General features: G+C 50.6%; 23 protein-coding genes. 14 read left to right on the top strand and 9 right to left on the bottom strand.

What is annotated here, in order from left to right; translation table 11 throughout:
- Positions 1-6: 6 nt before the first annotated feature.
- From secF to Q8O77_RS02865, 4 genes are all read left to right on the top strand, one after another.
- Positions 7-954 carry a protein translocase subunit SecF gene (secF, locus tag Q8O77_RS02880; RefSeq protein ID WP_305551363.1) on the top strand — a complete coding sequence of 316 codons (948 nt, stop codon included), beginning with the start codon at positions 7-9 and terminating at the stop codon, positions 952-954.
- Positions 955-1,221: 267 nt separating this feature from the next.
- On the top strand, positions 1,222-2,403 hold the full coding sequence (locus Q8O77_RS02875) for an efflux RND transporter periplasmic adaptor subunit (RefSeq protein ID WP_305551362.1): 1,182 nt from the start codon (positions 1,222-1,224) through the stop codon (positions 2,401-2,403).
- An 18-nt stretch (positions 2,404-2,421) separates the two neighbouring features.
- Positions 2,422-5,595: an efflux RND transporter permease subunit gene (locus Q8O77_RS02870; RefSeq protein WP_305551361.1), complete on the top strand. Its 3,174-nt coding sequence runs from the start codon at positions 2,422-2,424 to the stop codon at positions 5,593-5,595.
- Between the two features lie 30 nt (positions 5,596-5,625).
- Positions 5,626-7,005, top strand: coding sequence for an Nramp family divalent metal transporter (locus tag Q8O77_RS02865; protein WP_305551360.1), 1,380 nt, complete (start codon positions 5,626-5,628; stop codon positions 7,003-7,005).
- 10 nt (positions 7,006-7,015) lie between these two features.
- Here Q8O77_RS02865 and Q8O77_RS02860 read toward each other — a convergent pair whose 3' ends face one another.
- A complete protein-coding gene (locus Q8O77_RS02860; protein WP_305551359.1) occupies positions 7,016-7,957 on the bottom strand; it encodes a sugar phosphate nucleotidyltransferase in 942 nt (313 codons plus the stop codon).
- Positions 7,958-8,084: 127 nt separating this feature from the next.
- The gene (locus tag Q8O77_RS02855; protein WP_305551358.1) at positions 8,085-8,441 is read right to left on the bottom strand and encodes a DUF3718 domain-containing protein; all 357 of its coding nucleotides are present in this window, start codon (positions 8,439-8,441) and stop codon (positions 8,085-8,087) included.
- Positions 8,442-8,624: 183 nt separating this feature from the next.
- Here Q8O77_RS02855 and Q8O77_RS02850 point away from each other — a divergent pair, with 183 nt between their 5' ends.
- Positions 8,625-9,932 (top strand): hemolysin family protein, encoded by a 1,308-nt coding sequence (locus Q8O77_RS02850; protein WP_305551357.1) that lies wholly within the window; start codon positions 8,625-8,627, stop codon positions 9,930-9,932.
- 36 nt (positions 9,933-9,968) lie between these two features.
- Here Q8O77_RS02850 and Q8O77_RS02845 read toward each other — a convergent pair whose 3' ends face one another.
- Positions 9,969-10,595, bottom strand: coding sequence for a DUF5610 domain-containing protein (locus tag Q8O77_RS02845; RefSeq protein ID WP_305551356.1), 627 nt, complete (start codon positions 10,593-10,595; stop codon positions 9,969-9,971).
- Positions 10,596-10,791: 196 nt separating this feature from the next.
- On the opposite strand from Q8O77_RS02845, the gene Q8O77_RS02840 reads away from it, so the two are divergent.
- A complete protein-coding gene (locus tag Q8O77_RS02840) occupies positions 10,792-11,982 on the top strand; it encodes an MFS transporter (RefSeq protein ID WP_305551355.1) in 1,191 nt (396 codons plus the stop codon).
- Here the strand turns inward: Q8O77_RS02840 and Q8O77_RS02835 are convergent.
- Both Q8O77_RS02835 and Q8O77_RS02830 read right to left on the bottom strand, forming a co-directional pair.
- On the bottom strand, positions 11,979-12,707 hold the full coding sequence (locus tag Q8O77_RS02835; RefSeq protein WP_305551354.1) for a pseudouridine synthase: 729 nt from the start codon (positions 12,705-12,707) through the stop codon (positions 11,979-11,981). The genes Q8O77_RS02840 and Q8O77_RS02835 overlap by 4 nt on opposite strands.
- A 64-nt stretch (positions 12,708-12,771) precedes the next feature.
- The gene (locus Q8O77_RS02830; protein WP_305551353.1) at positions 12,772-12,933 is read right to left on the bottom strand and encodes a hypothetical protein; all 162 of its coding nucleotides are present in this window, start codon (positions 12,931-12,933) and stop codon (positions 12,772-12,774) included.
- Between the two features lie 180 nt (positions 12,934-13,113).
- Between Q8O77_RS02830 and Q8O77_RS02825 the strand changes: the two genes are divergently transcribed.
- From Q8O77_RS02825 to Q8O77_RS02810, 4 genes are all read left to right on the top strand, one after another.
- Positions 13,114-13,635, top strand: a complete 522-nt coding sequence (locus tag Q8O77_RS02825; protein WP_305551352.1) for an RNA polymerase sigma factor — start codon at positions 13,114-13,116, stop codon at positions 13,633-13,635.
- Complete coding sequence (locus Q8O77_RS02820) at positions 13,628-14,110, top strand: hypothetical protein (protein WP_305551351.1); 483 nt, start codon at positions 13,628-13,630, stop codon at positions 14,108-14,110. The genes Q8O77_RS02825 and Q8O77_RS02820 overlap by 8 nt, the downstream gene beginning before the upstream one ends.
- A gap of 9 nt (positions 14,111-14,119) precedes the next feature.
- Positions 14,120-15,094: a DUF4097 family beta strand repeat-containing protein gene (locus Q8O77_RS02815; protein WP_305551350.1), complete on the top strand. Its 975-nt coding sequence runs from the start codon at positions 14,120-14,122 to the stop codon at positions 15,092-15,094.
- Between the two features lie 75 nt (positions 15,095-15,169).
- Positions 15,170-15,979, top strand: coding sequence for a type 1 glutamine amidotransferase domain-containing protein (locus tag Q8O77_RS02810; protein WP_305551349.1), 810 nt, complete (start codon positions 15,170-15,172; stop codon positions 15,977-15,979).
- A 54-nt stretch (positions 15,980-16,033) separates the two neighbouring features.
- Here Q8O77_RS02810 and Q8O77_RS02805 read toward each other — a convergent pair whose 3' ends face one another.
- Positions 16,034-16,417 carry a hypothetical protein gene (locus tag Q8O77_RS02805; RefSeq protein ID WP_305551348.1) on the bottom strand — a complete coding sequence of 128 codons (384 nt, stop codon included), beginning with the start codon at positions 16,415-16,417 and terminating at the stop codon, positions 16,034-16,036.
- 282 nt (positions 16,418-16,699) lie between these two features.
- Here Q8O77_RS02805 and Q8O77_RS02800 point away from each other — a divergent pair, with 282 nt between their 5' ends.
- The 3 genes from Q8O77_RS02800 (at position 16,700) to Q8O77_RS02790 (ending at position 18,110) form a co-directional block, all read left to right on the top strand.
- Positions 16,700-17,155 carry an acetyltransferase gene (locus Q8O77_RS02800; protein ID WP_305551347.1) on the top strand — a complete coding sequence of 152 codons (456 nt, stop codon included), beginning with the start codon at positions 16,700-16,702 and terminating at the stop codon, positions 17,153-17,155.
- Positions 17,149-17,547, top strand: coding sequence for a hypothetical protein (locus tag Q8O77_RS02795; RefSeq protein WP_305551346.1), 399 nt, complete (start codon positions 17,149-17,151; stop codon positions 17,545-17,547). Before Q8O77_RS02800 ends, Q8O77_RS02795 begins: the two co-directional genes overlap by 7 nt.
- A 95-nt stretch (positions 17,548-17,642) precedes the next feature.
- On the top strand, positions 17,643-18,110 hold the full coding sequence (locus Q8O77_RS02790; RefSeq protein ID WP_305551345.1) for a nuclear transport factor 2 family protein: 468 nt from the start codon (positions 17,643-17,645) through the stop codon (positions 18,108-18,110).
- Between the two features lie 326 nt (positions 18,111-18,436).
- Here the strand turns inward: Q8O77_RS02790 and Q8O77_RS02785 are convergent, their stop codons facing one another.
- Together Q8O77_RS02785 and Q8O77_RS02780 are read right to left on the bottom strand one after the other, a co-directional pair.
- Positions 18,437-18,691, bottom strand: coding sequence for a Txe/YoeB family addiction module toxin (locus tag Q8O77_RS02785; RefSeq protein WP_305551344.1), 255 nt, complete (start codon positions 18,689-18,691; stop codon positions 18,437-18,439).
- The gene (locus tag Q8O77_RS02780; protein ID WP_305551343.1) at positions 18,688-18,939 is read right to left on the bottom strand and encodes a type II toxin-antitoxin system Phd/YefM family antitoxin; all 252 of its coding nucleotides are present in this window, start codon (positions 18,937-18,939) and stop codon (positions 18,688-18,690) included. The genes Q8O77_RS02785 and Q8O77_RS02780 overlap by 4 nt, the downstream gene beginning before the upstream one ends.
- A gap of 492 nt (positions 18,940-19,431) precedes the next feature.
- Here Q8O77_RS02780 and Q8O77_RS02775 point away from each other — a divergent pair, with 492 nt between their 5' ends.
- Entirely contained in the window at positions 19,432-19,986 is a 555-nt protein-coding gene (locus Q8O77_RS02775; RefSeq protein ID WP_305551342.1) for a hypothetical protein, read from the top strand.
- A gap of 77 nt (positions 19,987-20,063) precedes the next feature.
- Here Q8O77_RS02775 and Q8O77_RS02770 read toward each other — a convergent pair whose 3' ends face one another.
- The gene (locus Q8O77_RS02770; RefSeq protein WP_305551341.1) at positions 20,064-21,170 is read right to left on the bottom strand and encodes a phosphoribosylaminoimidazolesuccinocarboxamide synthase; all 1,107 of its coding nucleotides are present in this window, start codon (positions 21,168-21,170) and stop codon (positions 20,064-20,066) included.
- Positions 21,171-21,361: the final 191 nt, after the last annotated feature.

Below are 21,361 nucleotides of genomic sequence, written 5' to 3'. Positions count from 1 at the left end.
CGTTGTATGCAGGTATTTAGCTTTACCCGGCCACTGAATTTTATGCGGCTGAAATGGCCGGCGGTGCTGTTATCCATGCTGCTGTTAGTTGGCTCGCTGGGCTCTTTTGCCCTGAACGGTATTAACTGGGGGTTGGATTTTACCGGCGGTACCGTCATTGAAGCCGGTTTTGCCCAACCGGCGGATCTCGTTGCCGTGCGGCAAACGCTGGATGGTGCCGGCTATGGTGATGCGGTAGTGCAGCTGTTTGGCACCAGTCGCGATGTGCTGATCCGTATACCGCTGCGGCCCGATATTGCCCAAGCGGTGGTAGGTGATACGGTATTGCAGGCGCTGAATGCACAACAAGCAGAACCAGTAACCATGCGTCGGGTGGAGTTTGTCGGCCCCAGCGTAGGCGAAGAGTTAAAGCAAGACGGCGGCCTGGCCATGTTAGCCGCGCTGGTCGGTATTTTGCTGTATGTGGCGATGCGTTTTGAATGGCGCTTATCGGTAGGTGCCGTTGCGGCGCTGGCACATGACGTGATCCTGACGCTGGGGCTGTTCTCTGTACTGCAGTTGGAGTTTGACTTAACCGTGCTGGCGGCCATTTTGGCGCTGATAGGTTACTCGATTAACGATACTATAGTGGTGTTTGACCGCATTCGTGAAACCTTTCGCAAATTGCGTGACGGCAGCACGGCGGAGGTGATCAATACGGCCATTACCTCCACACTTAACCGCACCGTTATTACCTCGTTAACCACCATTTTGGTGCTGGTAGTGCTGTTTTATCTGGGCGGGGCGCTGATCCATGGTTTTGCTACCGCGCTGTTGTTCGGCATTGCGGTGGGCACGTACTCGTCAATTTATGTCGCCAGCGCCATTGCCGAAATTCTCGGCATCAGCAGGGAAGATATGTTGCCGCCGCTGCCGATAGAGGTGGATGGCGAAAACGGCCACGGCCAGCCGTAATCTGTACTGCAAAATGCCGGCCTGCGCCGGCATTTTTTTACCGCTGCAATAGAGTTAGTGCTAACAAACAACAGCTTGCGACCCGGATGCGGCGGGCACATTTTTTTACAATTCTTCATATTTATTCCATTCCGATCGGTAAAAAATATGTTATTTTACTGCGATCCATTCTTATTACCGCTGTTTATTGCATAACAATACCCTGTGAACCTGCCGGCGCCTGTCTTATTGCCCGGTACGGACACCGGCCAGCTCAAAGGTGCTTTTATGACAAGCAAGTCATTCTGTTCGCGTACGGTTTTAGCCGGCGCTGTGCTGTTTTCGTTAGCCGGGTTAGCCGGTTGTTCTGAGCCCTCTGCTGCAGCCGATCCCGGCATGGCTGGCATGCCACCGGCCACCGTAAATGTGCTGACGGTTACCCCGCAAAGCGTACCTTTGTTAATTGAATCACCGGCATTACTGGCCGGCTCACGCGAGGTAGAAATTCGCGCCCGGGTATCCGGCATTTTAGAACAGCGTAACTTTAACGAAGGCGCCACGGTAACAGCAGAGCAAAGCTTGTTTAGCCTGGATGCGGCGCCGTATCAGGCTGCGGTTAACCGCAATAAAGCAGAATTGGCCGCAGCGCAGGCGCGTCAGGCCCAAGCCGGACGCACGTTAAAACGCCTGGAGCAACTGAGTAAAGACGGCGCGGTATCACAGCAAAATTATGATGATGCCTTATCTGCCGTTGATGTAGCCAAAGCAGATGTGAAAACCGCGGAAGCTATTTTGCAGCAGGCGCAGTTACAGCTGAATTACACCGAAGTGCGCTCGCCTATCGCCGGTGTGGTTAGCCGAGAACTGGTATCTGAAGGCACTTTGGTGCCGGGGCCGGAGCTACTGCTGACTAACGTCACGCAATTAAACCCGATGTATGTGCGCTTTTCGGTTGCAGAGCGTGACCAACTGCAACTGCGTGGCGAAGCAAAAAATGGTGCGGTAGACCTGCCGCAGCAGTGGCAGGTAAAGCTGCTGGCCAACGGTGAGGTATATGACCAAACCGGCGTGGTCGATTTTTCTGACGTACGCATTAACAGCCAAACCGGCACCAGCGAGATGAAAGCAGAAATTGCCAACCCCGATTTATTACTGCGTCCGGGCCAGTTTGTCCGTATTCAACTGGAAGGTGCCGTGCGGCATAACGCCATAGTGGTGCCACAAAAAGCCGTACTGGACGGTGGCAGCGGTAAGTTTGTCTATGTGCTGGCCGACGGTGAGCAGGGTGGCAAAGTCGCCCTGCCGGCACCGGTAGAAGTGGGGGAATGGGTGAAGTTAAACGGCGACAATGGCTGGGTCATTAAAAGCGGCCTTAAAGCCGGTGATGTGGTGATCACCGAAGGTATGGCGCGTATTTTCTTCCCGGGCATGCCGGTGCAACTGGCGCAAGATACCGCGGCTAAAGGCTAACAGGCAAGGATCAAGCATATGTTCTCCCGTTATTTTATCGACAGGCCTATTTTTGCTTTTGTGATAGGTATTTTTATATGTTTGGCTGGTTTAGCTGCCATGCGCAGCCTGCCGGTAGCGCAGTACCCTGAAATTGCGCCGCCGGTGGTACAGGTGATGGCAATGTACCCGGGCGCGTCGTCAGAAGTGCTGGAGCAAACAGTGGCGGCACCGTTGGAAAACGCCATTACCGGGGTGGAAGGCATGATGTATATGTCATCTACCTCTACCAGCTCCGGCGTTACCACCATTTTTATTACCTTTGAAATTGGTACCGATGTAGATCAGGCCGCAGTTAACGTGAATAACCGCGTTAGCAAGGTAGAAGCGCGCTTGCCGGAAGAAGTACGCCGCCAGGGCATTACGGTAGAGAAGGGCTCATCCAGCTTTTTGCAGGTACAGGCGTTTTATTCGCCTGATGGCAGCCGCGATGATTTATGGACCTCAAACTATGTCACCCTAAACGTGCTGGACCGGCTAAAGCGCATTCCCGGCACCACCAATGTGCAGATTTTCGGTGCTAAAGACTATGCCATGCGCATTTGGCTGCGGCCGGATCAAATGAGCCAACTGAAAATTACCGTACCGGAAATTGCTGCGGCGCTGAGTGAGCAAAACGCCCAGTTTGCCGCCGGTAAAATTGGCGCTACGCCCACGGCCGCTGCTGCCCAGGATATGGTGTATACGGTAACGGCACAGGGCCGTTTTTCCAGCGTGGAAGAGTTTGAAAATGTGATTATCCGCGCTAACCCCGACGGCAGTACGCTGCGGATCAAAGACATTGCCCGGGTTGAGCTGGGCTCGCGCGATTACGACTTTATCGGCCAGTACAATGGCCAGTCATCTACCCTGGTGGGTATTTTTCTGCAGCCCGGTGCCAATGCGCTGGATGTGGCGGCCGAAGTTAACCGTACCGTGGCCGAATTAGCCGAACGTTTCCCCAGCGGCCTGGCGCAGGCCACCCCTTATGACACCACGCGTTTTGTTGAAGTGTCAATCAGTGAAGTGGTAAAAACCCTGGTTGAAGCCATGTTGCTGGTGTTCCTGGTGGTGTACTTATTCCTGCAGAACTGGCGCGCTACTTTAATTCCGATACTGGCGGTGCCTATCTCTTTACTGGGTACCTTTGCCGGCTTGTATATGCTGGGGTATTCCATCAATACCCTGACGTTATTTGGTATGGTGCTGTCAATTGGTATCGTAGTAGACGATGCCATAGTGGTACTGGAAAACGTTGAACGCATTATGCACGAAGAGCATTTGTCGGCGCGCGATGCGGCCATTAAAGCGATGCAGGAAGTGTCCGGCCCGGTAGTGGCAATAGTGATGGTGCTGTGTGCGGTGTTTGTGCCGATCGCATTTTTAGGCGGTTTAACCGGCGAGTTATTCCGCCAGTTTGCAGTAACGATCTCCATTGCCGTCAGTTTGTCCGGTGTGGTGGCGCTGGTAATGACACCGGCATTGTGTGTCGCCATTTTGCGCCATGAACACAAGCAAACGGCGAAGTTTTTCCTCTGGTTTAACGATTTTTTCCGGCGCATTACCGGCAAATATGTGGCGACGGTAGGGTTTTTCTTACGCCGTGGCTTGCTGGCACTGCTGCTGGTAGGCGGCATGATTTTTATCACTGCAGGGCTGTGGCAGGCCACGCCCGGTTCATTGGTACCTGATGAAGATCAGGGCTTTTATATAGCAGCGATTTTTTTACCGGACGGCGCGTCGCTGGAGCGTACCCAGCGTGTTACCGACGAGGTGATCGCCGCTATTCGTTCTAATCCTGCCAACAAAGATGTGATCAGCTTCGCTGGTTTCGACTTTATCGGCGGCGGCTATAAAAACAGTGCCGCGACGATCTTTGTTACGCAGCAAGATTGGAGCGAGCGCGATATCAGTGCCAGTGATCTGGTGAACGAACTGTTTATGAAAACCGCCAATATTAATGAAGCCCTGGTACTGGCGTTTAACCCGCCACCTATTTTTGGTTTGGGTAATACCGGCGGCTTTGAGTTTTATCTGCAAAACCGTGGTGACGGTGGTGCAGAAAAACTGGCCGAAGCCATGGGCATCATGCAGGGCGCGGCAGCACAAAGCCCGGTGCTGGCCGGAGTGCAAACGCTGTGGCGGCCCAATACGCCGCAGCTGAAAGTAGACCTGGACCGTGAACGCGCCAAGGCGCTGGGCGTGCCGGTAAATGATGCCTTTAATACCCTGGCCGGTACTTTGGGTACTTACTACGTTAACGACTTTAATAAGTATGGCCGTGCCTGGCAGGTGCTGATGTCGGCGGATGCTGAGTTTCGGATGAAGCCGGAAGACATTAAGCATATTTATGTTAAAAGCCAAAGCGGTGAGATGATCCCGATGTCAGCGCTGGCGAATATTCAGTACAGCTCGGGGCCGGACAATATGGAACGCTACAACAACCTGCCGGCGGTAAAACTGCTGGGTAATGCTGCGCCGGGTTACAGCTCGGGCCAGGCTATTGCTGAGGTGGAGCGGATTGCCAATACCATGTTGCCACCGGACATCAGCTACGACTGGACCGGCAGTGCCTTCCAGGAAAAACGCAGTGGCGGTACCACCGGGCTGGCGTTGGGTATGGCGGTGGTGATGGTATTCCTGATTTTGGCTGCCTTGTATGAGAAATGGTCGCTGCCGTTATCGGTGTTGCTGGCGATGCCGTTTGGTATTTTCGGCGCTCTGGTGGCGGTGTGGATTGCCGGCTTAACCAGTGATGTGTACTTTCAGATTGGCCTGGTCACCTTGCTTGGCTTAGCGGCAAAAAACGCCATCTTAATAGTGGAATATGCGCTGATGAAAACGCAGCAGGGCTGGAGCACCGGTACTGCGGCCCTGGAAGCGGCACGGTTGCGGTTCAGGCCGATTATTATGACCTCACTGGCGTTTATTCTCGGCGTAGTGCCACTGGCGTTTAGCAGCGGCGCCGGTGCCGGAGCCCGGCACAGCGTGGGTACCGGGGTTATGGGCGGCATGATGGCAGCAACCTTCCTTGCAGTGTTCTTTGTGCCGTTGTTTTTCTTCTGGTTAACCGAGCGGCGTATTCGCGAGCAGCGCTCTAAACAGCAGTTAGCCGATGAAATTGCTGAGCATCACCGTCAGGAACATTTGGATACCCAAGAGGGGCTGCTCTGAACTGTGCTGATACAGTGAACAGTTGACCCAATGGCGCTGCCTTATGCTAAGGTAGCGCCATTGTTTTTCCCCAACCTGCTAACTATGCCAAATCACTCTCAAGCAAATTACTCTGAGCCAAATCAATCTCCGCAATCTGAATCGCAGCAACGGGGCTCAGCGCAAAAACAATCGCTGTTTGGCCCTGCCACCTTAGTTACCGCCGCTTTTATCGGCCCTGGCACTGTTATTACTGCCTCGCTGGCCGGGGCAAACTATGGCTACGCCCTGGTATGGGCGCTGTTGTTTTCGGTGTTTGCCACTATGGTGTTGCAGGAAATGGCCGCCAGGCTGGGCATTGTTACCGGCCGTGGCCTGGGAGAGAACCTGCGCGACCTGGTACAGCAGCCGCTGCTACGCTGGCCGTTACTGCTGTTGGTGATTGCCGCTATTGTGGTTGGCAACAGTGCTTACCAGGGCGGCAATATCAGCGGTGCGGCGCTGGGCGCCGATGCACTGTTTGGCGATGTCGACGTGATTAACAGCTGGCGCAAAGCCACCGGCATTAACTTGTGGGCGCTGCTGTTGGGTCTTATTGCCGCAGCGGTATTGTGGTTTGGCCAATATAAACTGATTGAACGCTGCCTGATTGCGCTGGTCTTGCTGATGAGCCTGGCGTTTATCGGCACTATGTTGCTGACACGGCCGGATATATTAACCTTGCTGCAGGGCGCATTTTGGCCGGTTATTCCGCCCGGTGCCGTGCTTACCGTAGTGGCGCTGATAGGCACTACAGTGGTGCCGTATTCACTATTTTTGCACGCGGCCGCCGCGGCGCAAAAGTGGCCGCAGGCCGGCATTAATACCGGGCAGGCGCTGCGTGCCTCGACGCGGGATATTGCTGTTGCTATTCCGCTGGGGGGCTTGATATCGATTGCCATAGTGTCCACCGCTGCCGCGGCATTTTTCGGTAAAGAGCAACAGCTGGATAATGTGGCGCAACTGGCACAGGCGTTGTCGCCGTTATTCGGCAGTGCCGCCACCTGGTGTTTGGCGCTGGGGTTGTTGGCGGCGGGGCTATCATCGGCCATTACTGCGCCGTTGGCGGCGGCGTATGCCTTAGCCGGTATTTTCGGCAAGCCACTGGATTTACAACAACCACTGTTTCGCCTGACCTGGCTGGTTATTATTATCTGTGGTGTAACGCTGGCATCAATGGGCGTGCGGCCGGTGAGTGTAATTTGGTTTGCCCAGGTAGCCAACGGCATTTTACTGCCGCTGATTTGCCTGTGTTTATTGCTGGCAATGAACTTCAGCTTGCCGGCGCAGTATCGCAATAACCGCCGGCAAAACGTGCTGGGCACAGTAGTGTTGCTGGTAAGCCTGGTGCTAAGCGGCCGCAGTTTGGCGCTGGCGTTTGCCTTGTTATAGCGCCGCTCTGTTACAGATAAAACGGATGCAGCCCGGCGGGTTTTAAGCGCTGTACTACGCTACTGTAACGCCAGACTTGTTGCGTGGCCGGCTTAGCAGCCAATATTGGCCAGGCTTGTTGCGGGCCGTCCAGCCAGTCGGGGTGTTGCAATACATCCAGCCGGCTGTGGAAATACGCCGCTAAGGTGCCGACATCACGCCAGTAATGCGGCAGGCTTTGCTCGCAGGGTAAACGGTTGCTACTGAAATCGTAAACACAGGCTTGTTGTCGCGCAAACAGCGCCGGTAACAGATCATGGCCAAAATCACAGGGCACGGAGGGGTCGATATTATCCAGCAATTGATACAAGCTGACAGCGTTAAATAAGTAGTTACCCATTGATGCCAGGGCAAAGCCCGGCCGGCCCGGGATCTGTGGCACCGCGCCCTGCGGTTTTTCGACGAAACCGGTGATAGTAAAATGATCATCTACCACAAAAATACCAAACTGCCGCGCTTGCGCCACCGGCACGGCGATAGCGGCAACGGTAACGGCAGCCTGCTGCTGTTGATGCCAGGCCAGCATTTGGCGGTAATCCATTTTATACACATGGTCGGCACTGAGTACGGCGATAACATCGGGCCGGTAATCGCGAATTTTGCTTAATTCGGCAGCCACAGCACCGGCGGTGCCCTGATTTAGTTGTTCAGCGGCCTGACACAGCTGTAAAAAGCCATCGCGGCCAAATACCGGTTGCCACAGTTGTTGCAAATGCCGGAGCAGGCTATGTGGTTTGTATTGGGTTAGCACCAGCAATTGTTTAAAGCCGGAGTGCCACAGGTTACTTAATACAAAGTCGATAATACGGCGGCGCTGTACAAAGGTTAACGCCGGCTTGGCCTGCTTTAATGTTAACGGTTGCAATCTTTTACCGGCACCGCCGGCCAGCACTACACTCAGCACTTTTGTCATGATGAGCTCCGTGTTTGTGGCTTGGTTGATAAATGTACACTATGGCAGGCAAGACAGCTTGATATGTATCAAATGAAACTATGATAACGCCAACAGCACGGCTGTAATGCTGTTGGCGCCGGTTAATTTACTCGCCGATACGGGTTTTTATCACATCCACCAATGCTGAGGCTTCGAGACCGTTGCTACCGGCCCAGGCGGCATAATCAAACTCAGCCAGAGTTTTCGACGGCATTTGTTTAACAATAAAAGAGCCGCTTTCAAAGGCGTCATGGCGAATGGCAAACTGCAGCATAGACTCGTTATTGCATTTAATGCTGCTGTATATATTACGCACGTTAAGTTTGTTTTCAGACAGGGTTTTGCGCAGCTGATTACGGTTGTCTTCTTTTATATAACCGCACAGGGTTTCGGCTATCTGCTCATTTGCCATTGCTGTGTTTATAACGCACAGTGCCGCCAGGGTTAACACGATTTTTTTCATAGTACCGCTCCGTGATGGTAGTTGCAGCTGAAGTATAGCCAGCACTACAAAAACTGCGCAGGGCAGGATACATTTATTTCTGTTTGATTATTTTCAGTTAGTTAGCACGATTAACGGTCAACTGAGGCTATAATGGCGCAATACATCAGCGCAGTATGCTGAAGCAGATTTGCAGGAGAACACATGTCGACGCCGGAATATATGTTGTTAATGTTATTGCTGGTTGCCAGCAGTGCGTTTTTTTCTATTTCAGAGATTGCGCTGGCGGCGTCACGTAAAATGCGTCTGCGTTTAATGGCGACCGAAGGCAATGTGAATGCGGAAAAAGTGCTGGCGTTGCAGGAGCATCCGGGAAACTTTTTTACCATAGTACAAATTGGCCTAAATGCGGTGGCTATTCTGGGGGGTATTTTGGGCGAGTCGGCCTTTACACCTTATTTCAGCTCATTATTGGCATTATTTTTTCAGGGTAGCTGGGTCGCCAACGCCGGCTTTGCCTTATCGGTATTCTTTGTTACCTCGTTGTTTATCTTATTTGCCGACTTAATGCCCAAGCGGTTGGCGATGATTGCGCCGGAAAAAATAGCTACCCGGGTAGTAAGCCCGATGCTATTTTTAATTACCCTGCTCAAGCCTTTTGTCTGGTTATTTAACGGCCTGGCAAATTTGTTTTTCAGCCTGTTTAACGTGCCGACGATGCGTAAAGACGATATTACCCCTGAGGATATTATTGCCATGATGGAAGCCGGCGCTCAGGCCGGGGTGTTACAGGAGCACGAGCATCAGCTGCTGGAAAACGTGTTTGATATGGAGTCGCGCACGGTAACCTCAGCGATGACGGCACGTGAAAGCTTAATTTTCTTTACCAATAATGAATCCCAGGACAATATCAAAGCCAAAATTGCCGAGCATCCGCATGCCAAATTTATTGTCTGCGACGAGGTGCTGGATAAGGTAGTGGGCTATGTTGATACGCGCGATATTCTGATGCAGGTATTGCACGATCAGCCCATTTCGCTGAAAAAAGAAGGCATAGTGCGGGCGCCGTTAATCATTCCCGATACGCTGTCGCTGTACGAGGTGCTGGAGCACTTTAAATCGGCGGGGCTTGATTTTGCCATTATCATGAACGAATACGCGCTGGTAGTAGGTATTATTACGCTGAAAGACGTAATGAGCATAGTAATGGGTGAGTTGGTAAACTCGGAGGAAGATCAAATAGTAGCGCGTGATGCCAATTCCTGGCTGGTGGAAGGCTTAACGCCGCTGCAGGATGTAATGCGGGTGCTGGATATTGATACGTTTCCCAGCCCGGAGAATTACGAAACCATCGCCGGCTTTATGATGTACACGCTGCGTAAAATCCCGAAACGGACCGATTTTGTGCTGCATGGCGGCTACAAGTTTGAAGTCGTCGATATCGACAGCTATAAAATTGACCAGTTGCTGGTAACCCGGATAGCGACAGCCGAGCCGGCAGATAAACCCTAAGCTACAGCACCTGCAGCCTTAGCCTTAAGGCTGCTGTCAGGCGGTGTCTTTATTGCCATTGTCGGCATTGTCATCAGCAGCAGGCGGGTTAGTGGCCATCTCCAGCATCTTTTCACGGAAGCTGGTTAAACCCTGCATTACCAGGCTGTAGGTTTTATCCACGCCGCTTTCCACTTCGCCTTCATACACTTTTAAGCCTTTAAGAATGTCTTTGGCGTCGTTAAAGCCGGTTTCAATGCCACCGCCGATGATGCCGAGAAATTTATCCAGCGTTTCTTCCTCTGATGCGCCCGGGTTGAGTTCTTTATAGCGGCTGTAAAAACCGGTAGCAAAGGCCACGATGCGATCGGCGGTGGCTTCTGGTGAGGTATCAATACCGGAGTCATAGATTTTTTGCGCGGCGTTTTCACCCAGTACCGGTTCCAGTTCGGCGTTAATGCCTTCCAGTGCGGTTTTGTAGAGTAAACTGAGCGAATCGTTATTGCTGCGCAGCGACACCTGCTCGTTGGCGCGCAAAATCGCGGTGTTTTGCGCCTGTTTAGCCTGAGCCGCAACATCTTTAATGCCACGGTTATCTTCGGTTTTTGCCGTTGCGCTATTTTGCTTTGCTGCGCCAATAGCTGCGGCGTTGTTAGCTGAAGTGCTGCCGGAAGAAATACTCATATCGTGACTCCTGAAAGTGTGGCTTTAGTATAGCCCGTAGCCGGTTATCGGCCGCAGCAGTTGAAACTTTAGTCAAAATGATGCTTTTTTGCTGTCGGCTACCGCGGCGTTGGTAGCTAACTCGTTTGTCTGCAGAAATAGCTTTATACTGGCCGCCATTGGCAACAGCTAAACTGATAAACCAAGGCCCTGTGTTGTGATCGAGTATAAAAGCCCGGCGTTTTACCGTACCACTTTTGCTCTGTGTTTAGCGGCAATGGTGGTGTTTGCTAATTTGCATTTGCTGCAGCCTTTATTGCCGGTGCTTAGCCGCGAGTTTGGTTTAACACCGCTGCAAACCAGCTGGGCCTATACCATCGGCACCTTATGCCTGGGCTTGTCGCTGCTGGTGTATGCTGCGTTATCCGATGCGCGCGGGCGCAAGAATATCCTGCTGTTAACGCTTAGCGGTATGACGCTGAGCACCCTGGCGCTGACACAGGTAGAGAGCTATGGTGCTTTATTGTTTTGGCGCGCGCTGCAGGGCATTTTTCTCGGTGGCCTGCCGGCCGTGGCGATTGCCTATATGGGCGAAGAGTACAGTAAGCCGGCGCTGGTTGCGGCAGTGGGGTTTTATATCAGTGCCAATTCGTTAGGCGGTATCAGCGGGCGTTTAATGGCCGGTGCCCTGGCCGATATTGGCCACTGGCAATGGGTGTTCTGGCCGATGGCAGCGCTTGGGGCATTAAGTTGTTATCTGATTTGGCACTATTTACCGGCGGCAAAAGGCTTTAGCGCCAAGCCGTTTCGCTTGCGTCAGGCATTGGCCGATAACCTGTTCCATTTACGCCAGCCGCTGTTATTACTTACTTATCTGATTGGCGGCCTGAGCTTTTTTATCTTTTTAAACCAGTACACCTATATTGCTTTTGTGCTGTCGGATGCGCCTTACAATTTGTCCAGCTTCTGGATTGGCCTGCTGTTTATAACTTATTTTACCGGCACCGTCGGCTCGGCCATTTCCGGTAAGGTAGCGCTTAAAATGCCGGTACCGCTGGCAATGGCGCTGGGGGTGCTGATCTTAATGTTGGGTACCTTACTTACCCTGGGCAACAGTTTATGGCTGATTGTCTGCGGCTTTTTTATTAATGCCTTTGGTTTTTTCTTGTGCCACTCGCTTGCCAGCAGTTGGGTAAACCAGTGTGCCAGCCGTGCTAAAGCCAGTGCCAGCGCGCTGTATCTGGTGTTCTATTATGTTGGTGCCAGCACAGGTGGCCTGTATTTGCAGCCATTCTGGCAGTGGTTGCAGTGGCACGGTGTGGTAGTGGGGGCGTTGTTAATGTATGGCGTTACTTTACTATTATGCCTGTGGTTGTGGCAGCGTGCCAGGCTGGCGCAGCTATGTTAAACCGGCGCAGCTGTGCTAAGCAGTTGTGTTAGCTCAGTTTCACTTAGCTCGCGCAGCTGTGCAACTGCCAGCCCGTTCAACTGTAAATTAAGCAAACGCTCGCGCTGCAGCGCGGCAACCTGGTAGCCCAGTGCTTTGCACATATAGCGGATTTGCCGGTGCAGGCCTTGCGTTAAGGTTATATAAAATTGCTGCGCGCCGCTTTGCTCTACTTTACAGGGCCTGGATTGGTACAGCTTTTCACCCAATTGCCAGCTGACACCGGCGGCCATGTTGGCAATAAAATTTGCTGTAATGGCTTTGTCGGTATCTACGCGGTAGCCTTTCTCGTGATCATAGTCCGGGTGCAGCAGGCGTTGGCACAGCTCACCGTCGTTGGTTAACAGCAGTAAACCGCTGGAGTCTTTATCCAGCCGGCCAACGGCAAATAAGCGCTGCGGCAACAGCTTTAATACCTGATACAAGCTGGCCGGGTCTTGCGACCGGTTGTTGCAATCTACCCCCACCGGTTTGTGATACAGCATATAGCACAGTGGCGGCGGGCCGGCCAATGGCTCATCGTTAATACAGACCCTATCCAAAGCGCTGACGGCATCGGTATGTTTGGCCACAGCGCCGTTAACGCTTACAGCGCCGGTCGTGATTAAGCGCTCAGCCGCGCGGCGCGAGCAATATCCGCTTTGCGCTATCCATTTGGCTATGCGGTGTGTGGCCCGGGTAGTCATGTCGTTGCCTTACAGTGTAGTTATTGAAGTGGCTAATGGTAACCGATATGACGCAAACAAATCATCAGCTTGTAACATAGCTGCGGCAAAGTGAGCTGGCCTTTACAGGCAAATCTGTTCCTCCAGTGCTTAACGTTTGCCGGATCTGTGTATCCGGCTTTTTTTCGCCGCTAATTTCATAAAACGGTCGCGCTTTTGTAACACAACTGACATTGGCCAGCGTCATACTGCGTGCCGTTACACCTTCCTTCCTGGATTATTATTCACTATTTAGTGGCGGGAGCCTGGCTCCCGGTTTTCTTTTCCCCCGACGTTTAAAAAATATCAACCCCGTTTAAACCTTTCGCTATACGCTATCGACTAACCTGACAATAGCAACAATAACAGCAGCCAATTAAGGGCGTTTATGGCAATGGAGCTTGCGCAAGCAATCGCAGCGGCACAAAACGGCGATAAGCAGGCGTTTTACAGTGTGTACCAGCAGTTTATCGGCAGAGTCTATGCAGTGTGTTGGCGCCTGCTGGCCAATAAACAAAAAGCCGAGGACGCCAGCCAGGAAGTATTTATTAAGGTGTGGCAACAACTGCCGGGTTTTCGTGGTGACAGCAGCTTTGCCACCTGGTTACACAGCATTGCCACCCGCACTGCGATAGATTTATGGCGTCAGGAAAAGTACCTGCGCCTTACCGACAGCAATGACGAGTTGGCATTGGCAGAGCCAAGCGTGGCCTGCAGCAGTGATGACGCGCCGTTAGAGCAGGCGATACAGCGTTTACCGGCCCAGGCTCGGGCCGTATTTGTGCTGTTTGCGCTGGAAGGCTATCAGCATCAGGAAATAGCCGCACTGCTGGGTATCGCTGAGGGCACCTCGAAAGCACAGTATTTTCGGGCCAGACAATTGTTACAGGAGTGGTTAGCTGATGAATGAACACCAACTTGACCAGGCAATTAACCGCCTGACACAGCAAATTGCCCCGCAGCGTGATTTGTGGCCGGAGCTTGAAAGCCGGCTGGCTGCGCGCAGCACACCAGAGAAGCCGCCACTGTGGCAATGGGCCACCGCAGCCATGTTGGGCCTGGTCAGTTTAATTGGCTGGCAACTGGCGTTATTGCCAGATGCAAACAACAAGCAGGCCAATATGCCCACCGCCGAGCTGATGCTGCTGCAGGTGTACGAACAGCAAAAGGCCAGCCAACTAAGCCAGGTAGTAGCAGTAAGCGAGGGTTTTGATAACTGGCAGCAGCAACTACATATTTGGGATCAGGCCATAGCGCAGGTACGCCAGGCATTACAATTTTATCCGGATGAACCGCAGCTGTTAGCGCAGTTGCAAAGCTTATATCAACAGCAGCTTAGCTTTATTCAGCAAGCGACACTGCAACAACCTTTAATAATCAGTTAGGAGAGTAGCATGCAAACAGTAACCAAAACCCGGTTAACCGGTCTTGCAGGATTAGTATTGCTGGCCGTAAGCCAACTGGCCTGGGCCGATGCGCGGGAAACAGTCGATGAAAGCCGCAGCGTAACGGCGAATGAGAAAATTTACCTTGAAGTAATGAGCGGTGAAGTAACGATTAAAGCCGTTGACAGCAACCAGTTTAAAATTGTGGGCAAACTGGATGAAAAGGCCACCGGTTATACGTTGGATTCAAAAGATGGCTTTACCCGATTTGAAATGACCATGCCACGCCAGGTGAATTACCGCGGCAGTGAGAAATCTAACGGCGCTGATTTACGTGTCGAAGTACCTATCGGCAGTACCTTAGAGTTTAAAGGCGTAAACAGTGACGTAAGCCTGAGTGGCATTACCGGTGGCAGCAAAATAAGCACAGTGAATGGCAAAATTGCCGCGACTAAGCTGGAAAATCTGGTGCAGTTAAGTACGGTAAACGGTGAAATTGGCAGCAAGGACAACAGTGGCCAAATTGAACTGAGTTCAGTAAACGGTGAAATTGTTGACGTAGGCTCATCCGGCCGGTTGGATTACAGTGTGGTAAACGGTAGCATTGAAGCCAGAACCAGTGCAGAAGAAATCAGTGTGAGCACGGTAAACGGCGATGCCGAATTAAAAATGACCGGCACGCAAAGCCTGAAGCTGAGCACTGTTAACGGTGAAATTGATGCCGAACTGGCTAACTCAGTTAGCCCACGTATCAGCGGCAGCAGTGTAAGCGGTGATATCGAGCTGAAACTGGATACTACTGTCAGCGCGCGGTTTGATATTAAAGCCTCTGCCGGTGGCAGCATCGACAATAAACTCAGTAACGACAAAGCCACTAAAGCCAAATACGGCCCGGCCCGCAGCCTGCAGTTCACCCTGGGTGGTGGAGATGGCAGCGTAGAGCTAAGCACAGTAAGCGGTGATGTAGAGCTGGATAAGTTATAAGCTTAGCTAGTATGTTATGTTGCTCAAACAACCAAAGGCTGCTGTTGCAGCCTTTGCATTTACAAAGGAATGAACATGAAAAATCTGATTCTGCTGCTGGGGCTCGTACTTATTACGTTTGGCTTTCAGGCAGTGGCGGCTGATGCTAAGAAAATTTTGATCGTCGCTTCAAACCTGGAGGACATGGGCGACCCCGATAAGCACGATGCCAGGAACAACCTGTGGGAATACGCGCCGCCGTATCATATCTTTGTTTCGCATGGTTATAGTGTCGACTTTGCCTCTCCTGATGGAGGCACAGTGCCGTTTATGATGGACCCGTTGGGCATCAGCAGTTACACGATAAAATATGAAGGGTTTTTAGATAAGGCTAATAGTTCATTGGTACCGGCGCAGGTTAAGGCTGCAGATTACGCAGCGGTTTATATTGGTGGTGGCTATGGCACCTTATTCGATGTGGCGGCCAATAAGCCGCTGTTGGATATTATGGCGGCTATTTATCAGAACGGCGGAGTAATCGGCAGTAGTGGGCACGGCGCCGGCGCTTTTGCCAATGTAAAGCTGCGTAACGGTAAGTTTTTGGTGCAGGGCAAACGCGTGGCGGGCTTTCCGGATTCTACCGAGAAAGAAAAAACCTGGGCGAAGCAGGGCAGCTTGCTGCCGTTTTTGGTTGAAGCACAGCTGCGCAAAAATGGCGCAGTTATAATCAACAAAGACAATATTGCCGATAAGCATGATGTGATTATTGATCAGCGCATTGTCTCGACCATGTTTTTGCCATCAGCAGCCCTGGTAGCAAAAGAAATGCTTATCTTGCTGGAGCAAGACAGCAAGCCTGATAGTTCAGCGCAAGCCCTGGCTGATGTAGAGCGGAAGCGGTTATAGACGGCTCTTTAGCTTGATAAAAAACCACCTGCGGGTGGTTTTTTGCTTTGTTACTTATTTATCTTCAGCGGCGTAGTTCAGCATCAGGCGGCTGAAAAAGCCGAAATACACGATGCCAATGATCGCAACAAATAGTTTTTCGCTGTTATCAGTGTCTGTAGCTTGGTAAAGCTGCACGCCTTCGTAAGCAACAGCTATAAGTGCAGCACCTAATAACAGATACCAAAACTTGCCAAAACCAATAATCTTGCGCCAGGCATAACCATAACCGGCGGCTGCAGTTAGTACGGCAAATGCCAACATCAACAACCAACCAAGGATTTCGCTGCTATCCATAGCGACAGGTTGTTGGGTTGCTTGCAGGAAGCTGAAAGCGCCGAGCAGCAGGTAAATCAGAGTGAGAATAAAGAATAGCTTCCAGCCGGTGCGATTTGTCATTAATGGTCCTTAGTGCCAGTGGCCAAACAGGATGTCACATATAGTTCTGTTTGGGTTCGGTAGCTACAGCATCTTTTATGCGACAAAAAGTACCATTCCTGGTTATCTGCCTCAACAGAAAATTAGGTATAGCGACAAAAGCTGATACAAGTTAAAAATGCTTGATTTACATTTAGATAGCAGCATAGACTGGATTCAATTTTGGAACTTTCCTCGGCTGTTATGAGCTCTCCGTTCCTCAGAGTGTTACCCTGAATGGCAAGTTTTTAATCAGGTTTATTGATGAATATTGAAAGTGTAAATAAAACAGAGTACCCAAAGCTTATCAAAATTTGGGAAGCGTCGGTTAGAGCAACGCACGACTTCTTATCTGAAGACGATCTGCAGGCACTTAAGCCGCTAATTCTTGGGCAGTATTTTGATGCTGTTAACCTAACCTGCGCTAAAACCAACACTGGTGCTATAGCAGGATTTTGCGGTGTGCATGATGGCAATATTGAAATGCTGTTTATCGCACCGGAAATGCGCGGCCAGGGTATCGGCGCCTTGCTGGCGTCTCATGCTATTGCCGCGCAGAATGCCACAAAAGTGGATGTGAACGAACAGAACCCGCAGGCATTGGGGTTTTATCAGCGTATTGGCTTTGTTGTAACCGGGCGCTCGCCAACTGATGGCCAGGGTAAGCCGTATCCGTTGCTGCATATGACATTACAAAAAATGCAGAAGCCGGCATGGTAGAAAAAATCTCTGAGCAGCATATAGCCCGTAAGTCAGTTTGCTGGCGCATCTATGCATGGGTTATTGTGGTTCAGGCCGTTGGTGCCACTATCGCCACCCTTTACTACGACGATTATGGTGTTAAGGATGTAGTGGACCTGGCTTTTATTGTAACCGGCGTTGTTGGCTTGATGGCATATGCCTATGGTTTGCGTATTGGCGCGGCAGGATTCTGGCGGCTATTTCTGCCAATGTTTGTGCTGTGGGATCTGTTTTTTCGGTTGGTCATAATGAAACCGGCCCCTGAGGGTGACAGTGTTTCCCATTACTTACTTTTATGCGCGCTGTTGTTGTTACTTGTTCCGCAGTACATCGCCATCTATCGCTATCAGCAAAATATAGCCTTGAGTTAACGAAGAGTAATTAAAAGAACATGCCGCAGCCGCAAGGGTTAAACCAGCGCACTTATGCGGCGCGTGCTGTGAAGAATCAGAAAATGGAGTTTGCTATGAAAAATAAGTTACTTGCCGCTTTTGCGGTTGTTATGTCGCTATCGGTATCCGCAACCGGGACAGAAATAGACTTGAATGCTTTTGCACAGCAGTACTTTAAGGCGATGGTGGCGACCCAGGCACCTGACGCGACAACACAGGATCTGGAAAATTACCTGGCGCTGCTAACCGACGATATCGGCCATTCTCACTTACCTTATGTAACCGACGATTCGCGTGAGCCCGGTGGTAAACAGGCGATGCGAAAGGGCATGACGTTTTATTTAGGCGCCCACACCGAGCACAAAGCTGAACTGCTGGATGTATTTACCTTTAATCAGTCCGCTGTTGCCATCCGCTATAGCAACAGCGCCAAAGGTATTCACCCGCAGCATAAGCAAGCCATTTCTTACAGCCAGATCATGATGGAAGTACTGGAGATGGAAAACGGTAAGGTGGCGGTGATCCGTAAGTATCATCAGTAATATACAAGGTTTAAAGCAATAGCAGTTGAATTAGTGTTGTGCTTAGGAATACACCATTGAAGTATATATTTTTGCTTAGCATGCTTTTTTGTAGTCAGCTTGTGGCAACAGAATATCAGGTGCTTAACGACACTCAAACACAGCGGGATATTCCCATTCACATCAGTTACCCGCAGAACACTGCTGTCTGCAGCAGAAAAAGTCCTTGCCCTGTGGCGCTGTTAAGCTCCGGTTATGGTGTGGCTTATAACAACTATATTAACAGTGGTCTCTCTGTAATAAAAACGCAGGGAGACGTGGTTCGGCGTATTGTTATATTACACAACTTAATAATGATAACGCAGTTGCGCTATCAGCAGGCTGTCTGCTGACACGGCATATACCATACGATGTTCATCATTGATCCGCCGTGACCAATAGCCTGATAATGCGTGTTTTAAAGGTTCAGGTTTGCCGACACCGCTAAAAGGTGAGCGCATTACTTCTTTGATTAGGTTGTTGATACGCTTTTGCAGTTGCTTGTCGGTTTTTTGCCAGTACAGGTAATCTTCCCAGGCTTGCTCTGAGAAAATCAGCTTCACTCCTGTAATTCCCGCACCTGACCTTTGCCTTGTTCCAGCTCTGTTATTGCAGCAATAAGCCGGCGGGCGTTTTTCGGGCTTCTGAGCAGGTAAGCTGTTTCTTCCAGGCTTTGATAGTCTTCCATAGAGATCATCACTACGGCGCCTTCGCCTTTACGGGTAATGGCAATAGGGGCATGGTCCTCGCAGACCTTGTCCATAGTTTTTGCCAGATTACTTCTGGCTGCAGTGTAGCTGATACTTTGCATGGTTTAACCTGTACATGTACATAAAAACGTACCGATGTTACAGTGTGCCGCCCGGTGAGTCAATCGGCCAAAATACCGGTAGTGTAGTCGTAGCAGGGGCCGCAGAAGCAAACCTTGGCTTTAACAGTTTAAGCGGCTCCGTCGTGCAACAACGGCATTGGTGGAGGGACTTTTTTTAATAAAGTAAACGGAGAATTCCTGTTTTTAGTTTATTTGTTTAATCCTGCAGAAGTTCGGGGGAAGATAATGCTCGGAAATGAGCGATATGACGTCGAACGAGGCAGATGAATATGGCTTTTTTCAATAATTATCGTGATGTTACAGATTGTCTTGCAGGCGGGTAAATAAGTTGTTTCCTAATATCAGGAATTCTATTAGCATTTGTTTTGGAACGAAAAGGTCAAACTTAGCCGTTCGCCAGGCGTTTACCTTCGGATAAATGGCCTGTCACATTATCAGAAAAAGCATCATATATTTATCAAAGGAAATAAAATGATAAAAAACATCCTGCTGTTAGTGTTGTCTTGCTGTTTGGCTGCCTGTAGTTCGATGAAGGTTGCCCAGCTTGATCCAAATACCGGGCGCTTTCCAACTAAAACGACAGCCACCGTTATTAAAAGTGAAAAAGTTGATCTGGATTCTTTTAAATCTTTGCTGTTACTGCCTGACAACGATTTTGTAAAAGGACAGATCGCCAACGTGAAGTACTTCGACAAGACCATGACGCGTGATGACTTAGAAACTTTGGTTATTACGAATAATCTTACTGATAAAGTACCTTCTGTCAGAGATAAAATAGGAATTAATAAGGCGTATCATGCTTATAAGCCATTTTTGTGGCTTCGGTTTGAAACACGCGAAGATAATGGGAAAACGTACGGTCAATTCGTACTTACCAAGCCTGATACTTTAGAAGATATTTTTATTGTTGAAAAACATTTCGATTATGTTTGGGCTGGTGTAAACGATCAAAACACTTGGTACCCAATGTTTAATGCAATAGTTGATTATATTGATGAAAACTCCAATACGTGGTCATTTAAATAGCCGGTAAATTCAATTTGCAAAACAGGCCCGCAGCAGCGGGCTTTGTTTTAGCAGTGTAACGCGGCTTGCTCAGCTGTTCATTGGACTATCAGGCCGTAGTCTTTATCCAGTACGGCGATAATCTCTGCCTTAGGATCGGCTGATAAGGTAATTTTACGGCCGATCACTTTTTCAGCAATACCCAGATAAGTGCGGGAGATATCCAGCATCACGCTCGTGGGCAGGGCGTTATCACGTGCCAGCGCTTCGCGCTCGGGCATGCGGTCTTTATTCAGCAGAATGTCCGGTTCGGGGAAGTTGTTCAGCAGCCACTGGCGGAAGCCTTCTTTAGATTGCTCAACAATGTTGCCGTTACGCCAGCCGGAACCATCCCAAATACGTGAGCTGTCCGGTGTGCCGACTTCATCCATATAAATCAGTTTGCTTTGGCCGTTGGCATCTTTAACGTAGCCAAACTCAAATTTGGTATCGACAAATATCTGGTCCAGTTTCGCCAACGCGTCGCTTATTACGCCAAAGCCTTGTTTTAACAGCTTTTCATACAGGTCGATGTCAGACACTTGCTCAAAACCAAAGGCTGCGCTGTGGCGCTCGATATCGGCGCGGGAGATATTAACGTCATCGGCTTCGGGTACACCGGCCAGCCCGGTCAGAATGCCTTTGGTAGACGGGGTAATTAAAATCTCCGCCAGTTTTTGATCTTTCTTCAGGCCTTCAGGCAGGGTAATGCCGCAAAACTCGCGCTCGCCCTTGCTGTAAGCGCGCCACATTGAGCCGGTAATGTACTGCCGCGCTATGGCTTCAATTTTCACCGGCCGCGCTTTTTGTACTATCCATACCAGCGGGTGCGGAATATCCAGAATATGGCTGTCGGCCAGGCCGTGTTGTTTAAACAGCGAAAACCAGTGATTGGATATCGCATTTAACGCGGCGCCTTTGCCGGGCACCCCGTTTAAGCCGTTTTCGCCATGCCAGATGCAGTCAAAGGCTGAAATGCGGTCACTTATTACCATAATGGCCAGCGGGGTATCAGGGGCGACCGGATAGTTTTTTTCACGGATAAGCCTGGCGCTGTCAGCAGCGGTTAACCAGTATACGCTGCGCACCTTGCCGGAATGTACCGGTAAGTCTGTACGAATTGGCAGATCGTCATTGACCGCCAGAACCTGAGTTGCAAGAGTCATCTTCACTTCTTCTGAGGCTGAGAAAGGCGCGCAGAGTGTAGCAGAATCTGTGGCTTAACTGAATCGGTCTGCGCGTTTGTTTGTTGCGGCAATTGCGGTGCACGTGCCAGGGTGGGCTATAAAAATGCCGGCATTTGTAACTAAGCGTAACCAACTGTTTTGAATGGTAAAGCGCCATGGTGTTCTGCATG

This window comes from Rheinheimera sp. (genome assembly GCF_030690345.1).
Classification (GTDB): Bacteria; Pseudomonadota; Gammaproteobacteria; order Enterobacterales; family Alteromonadaceae; genus Alishewanella.
This window is presented reverse-complemented; position numbering and strand designations above follow the sequence as displayed.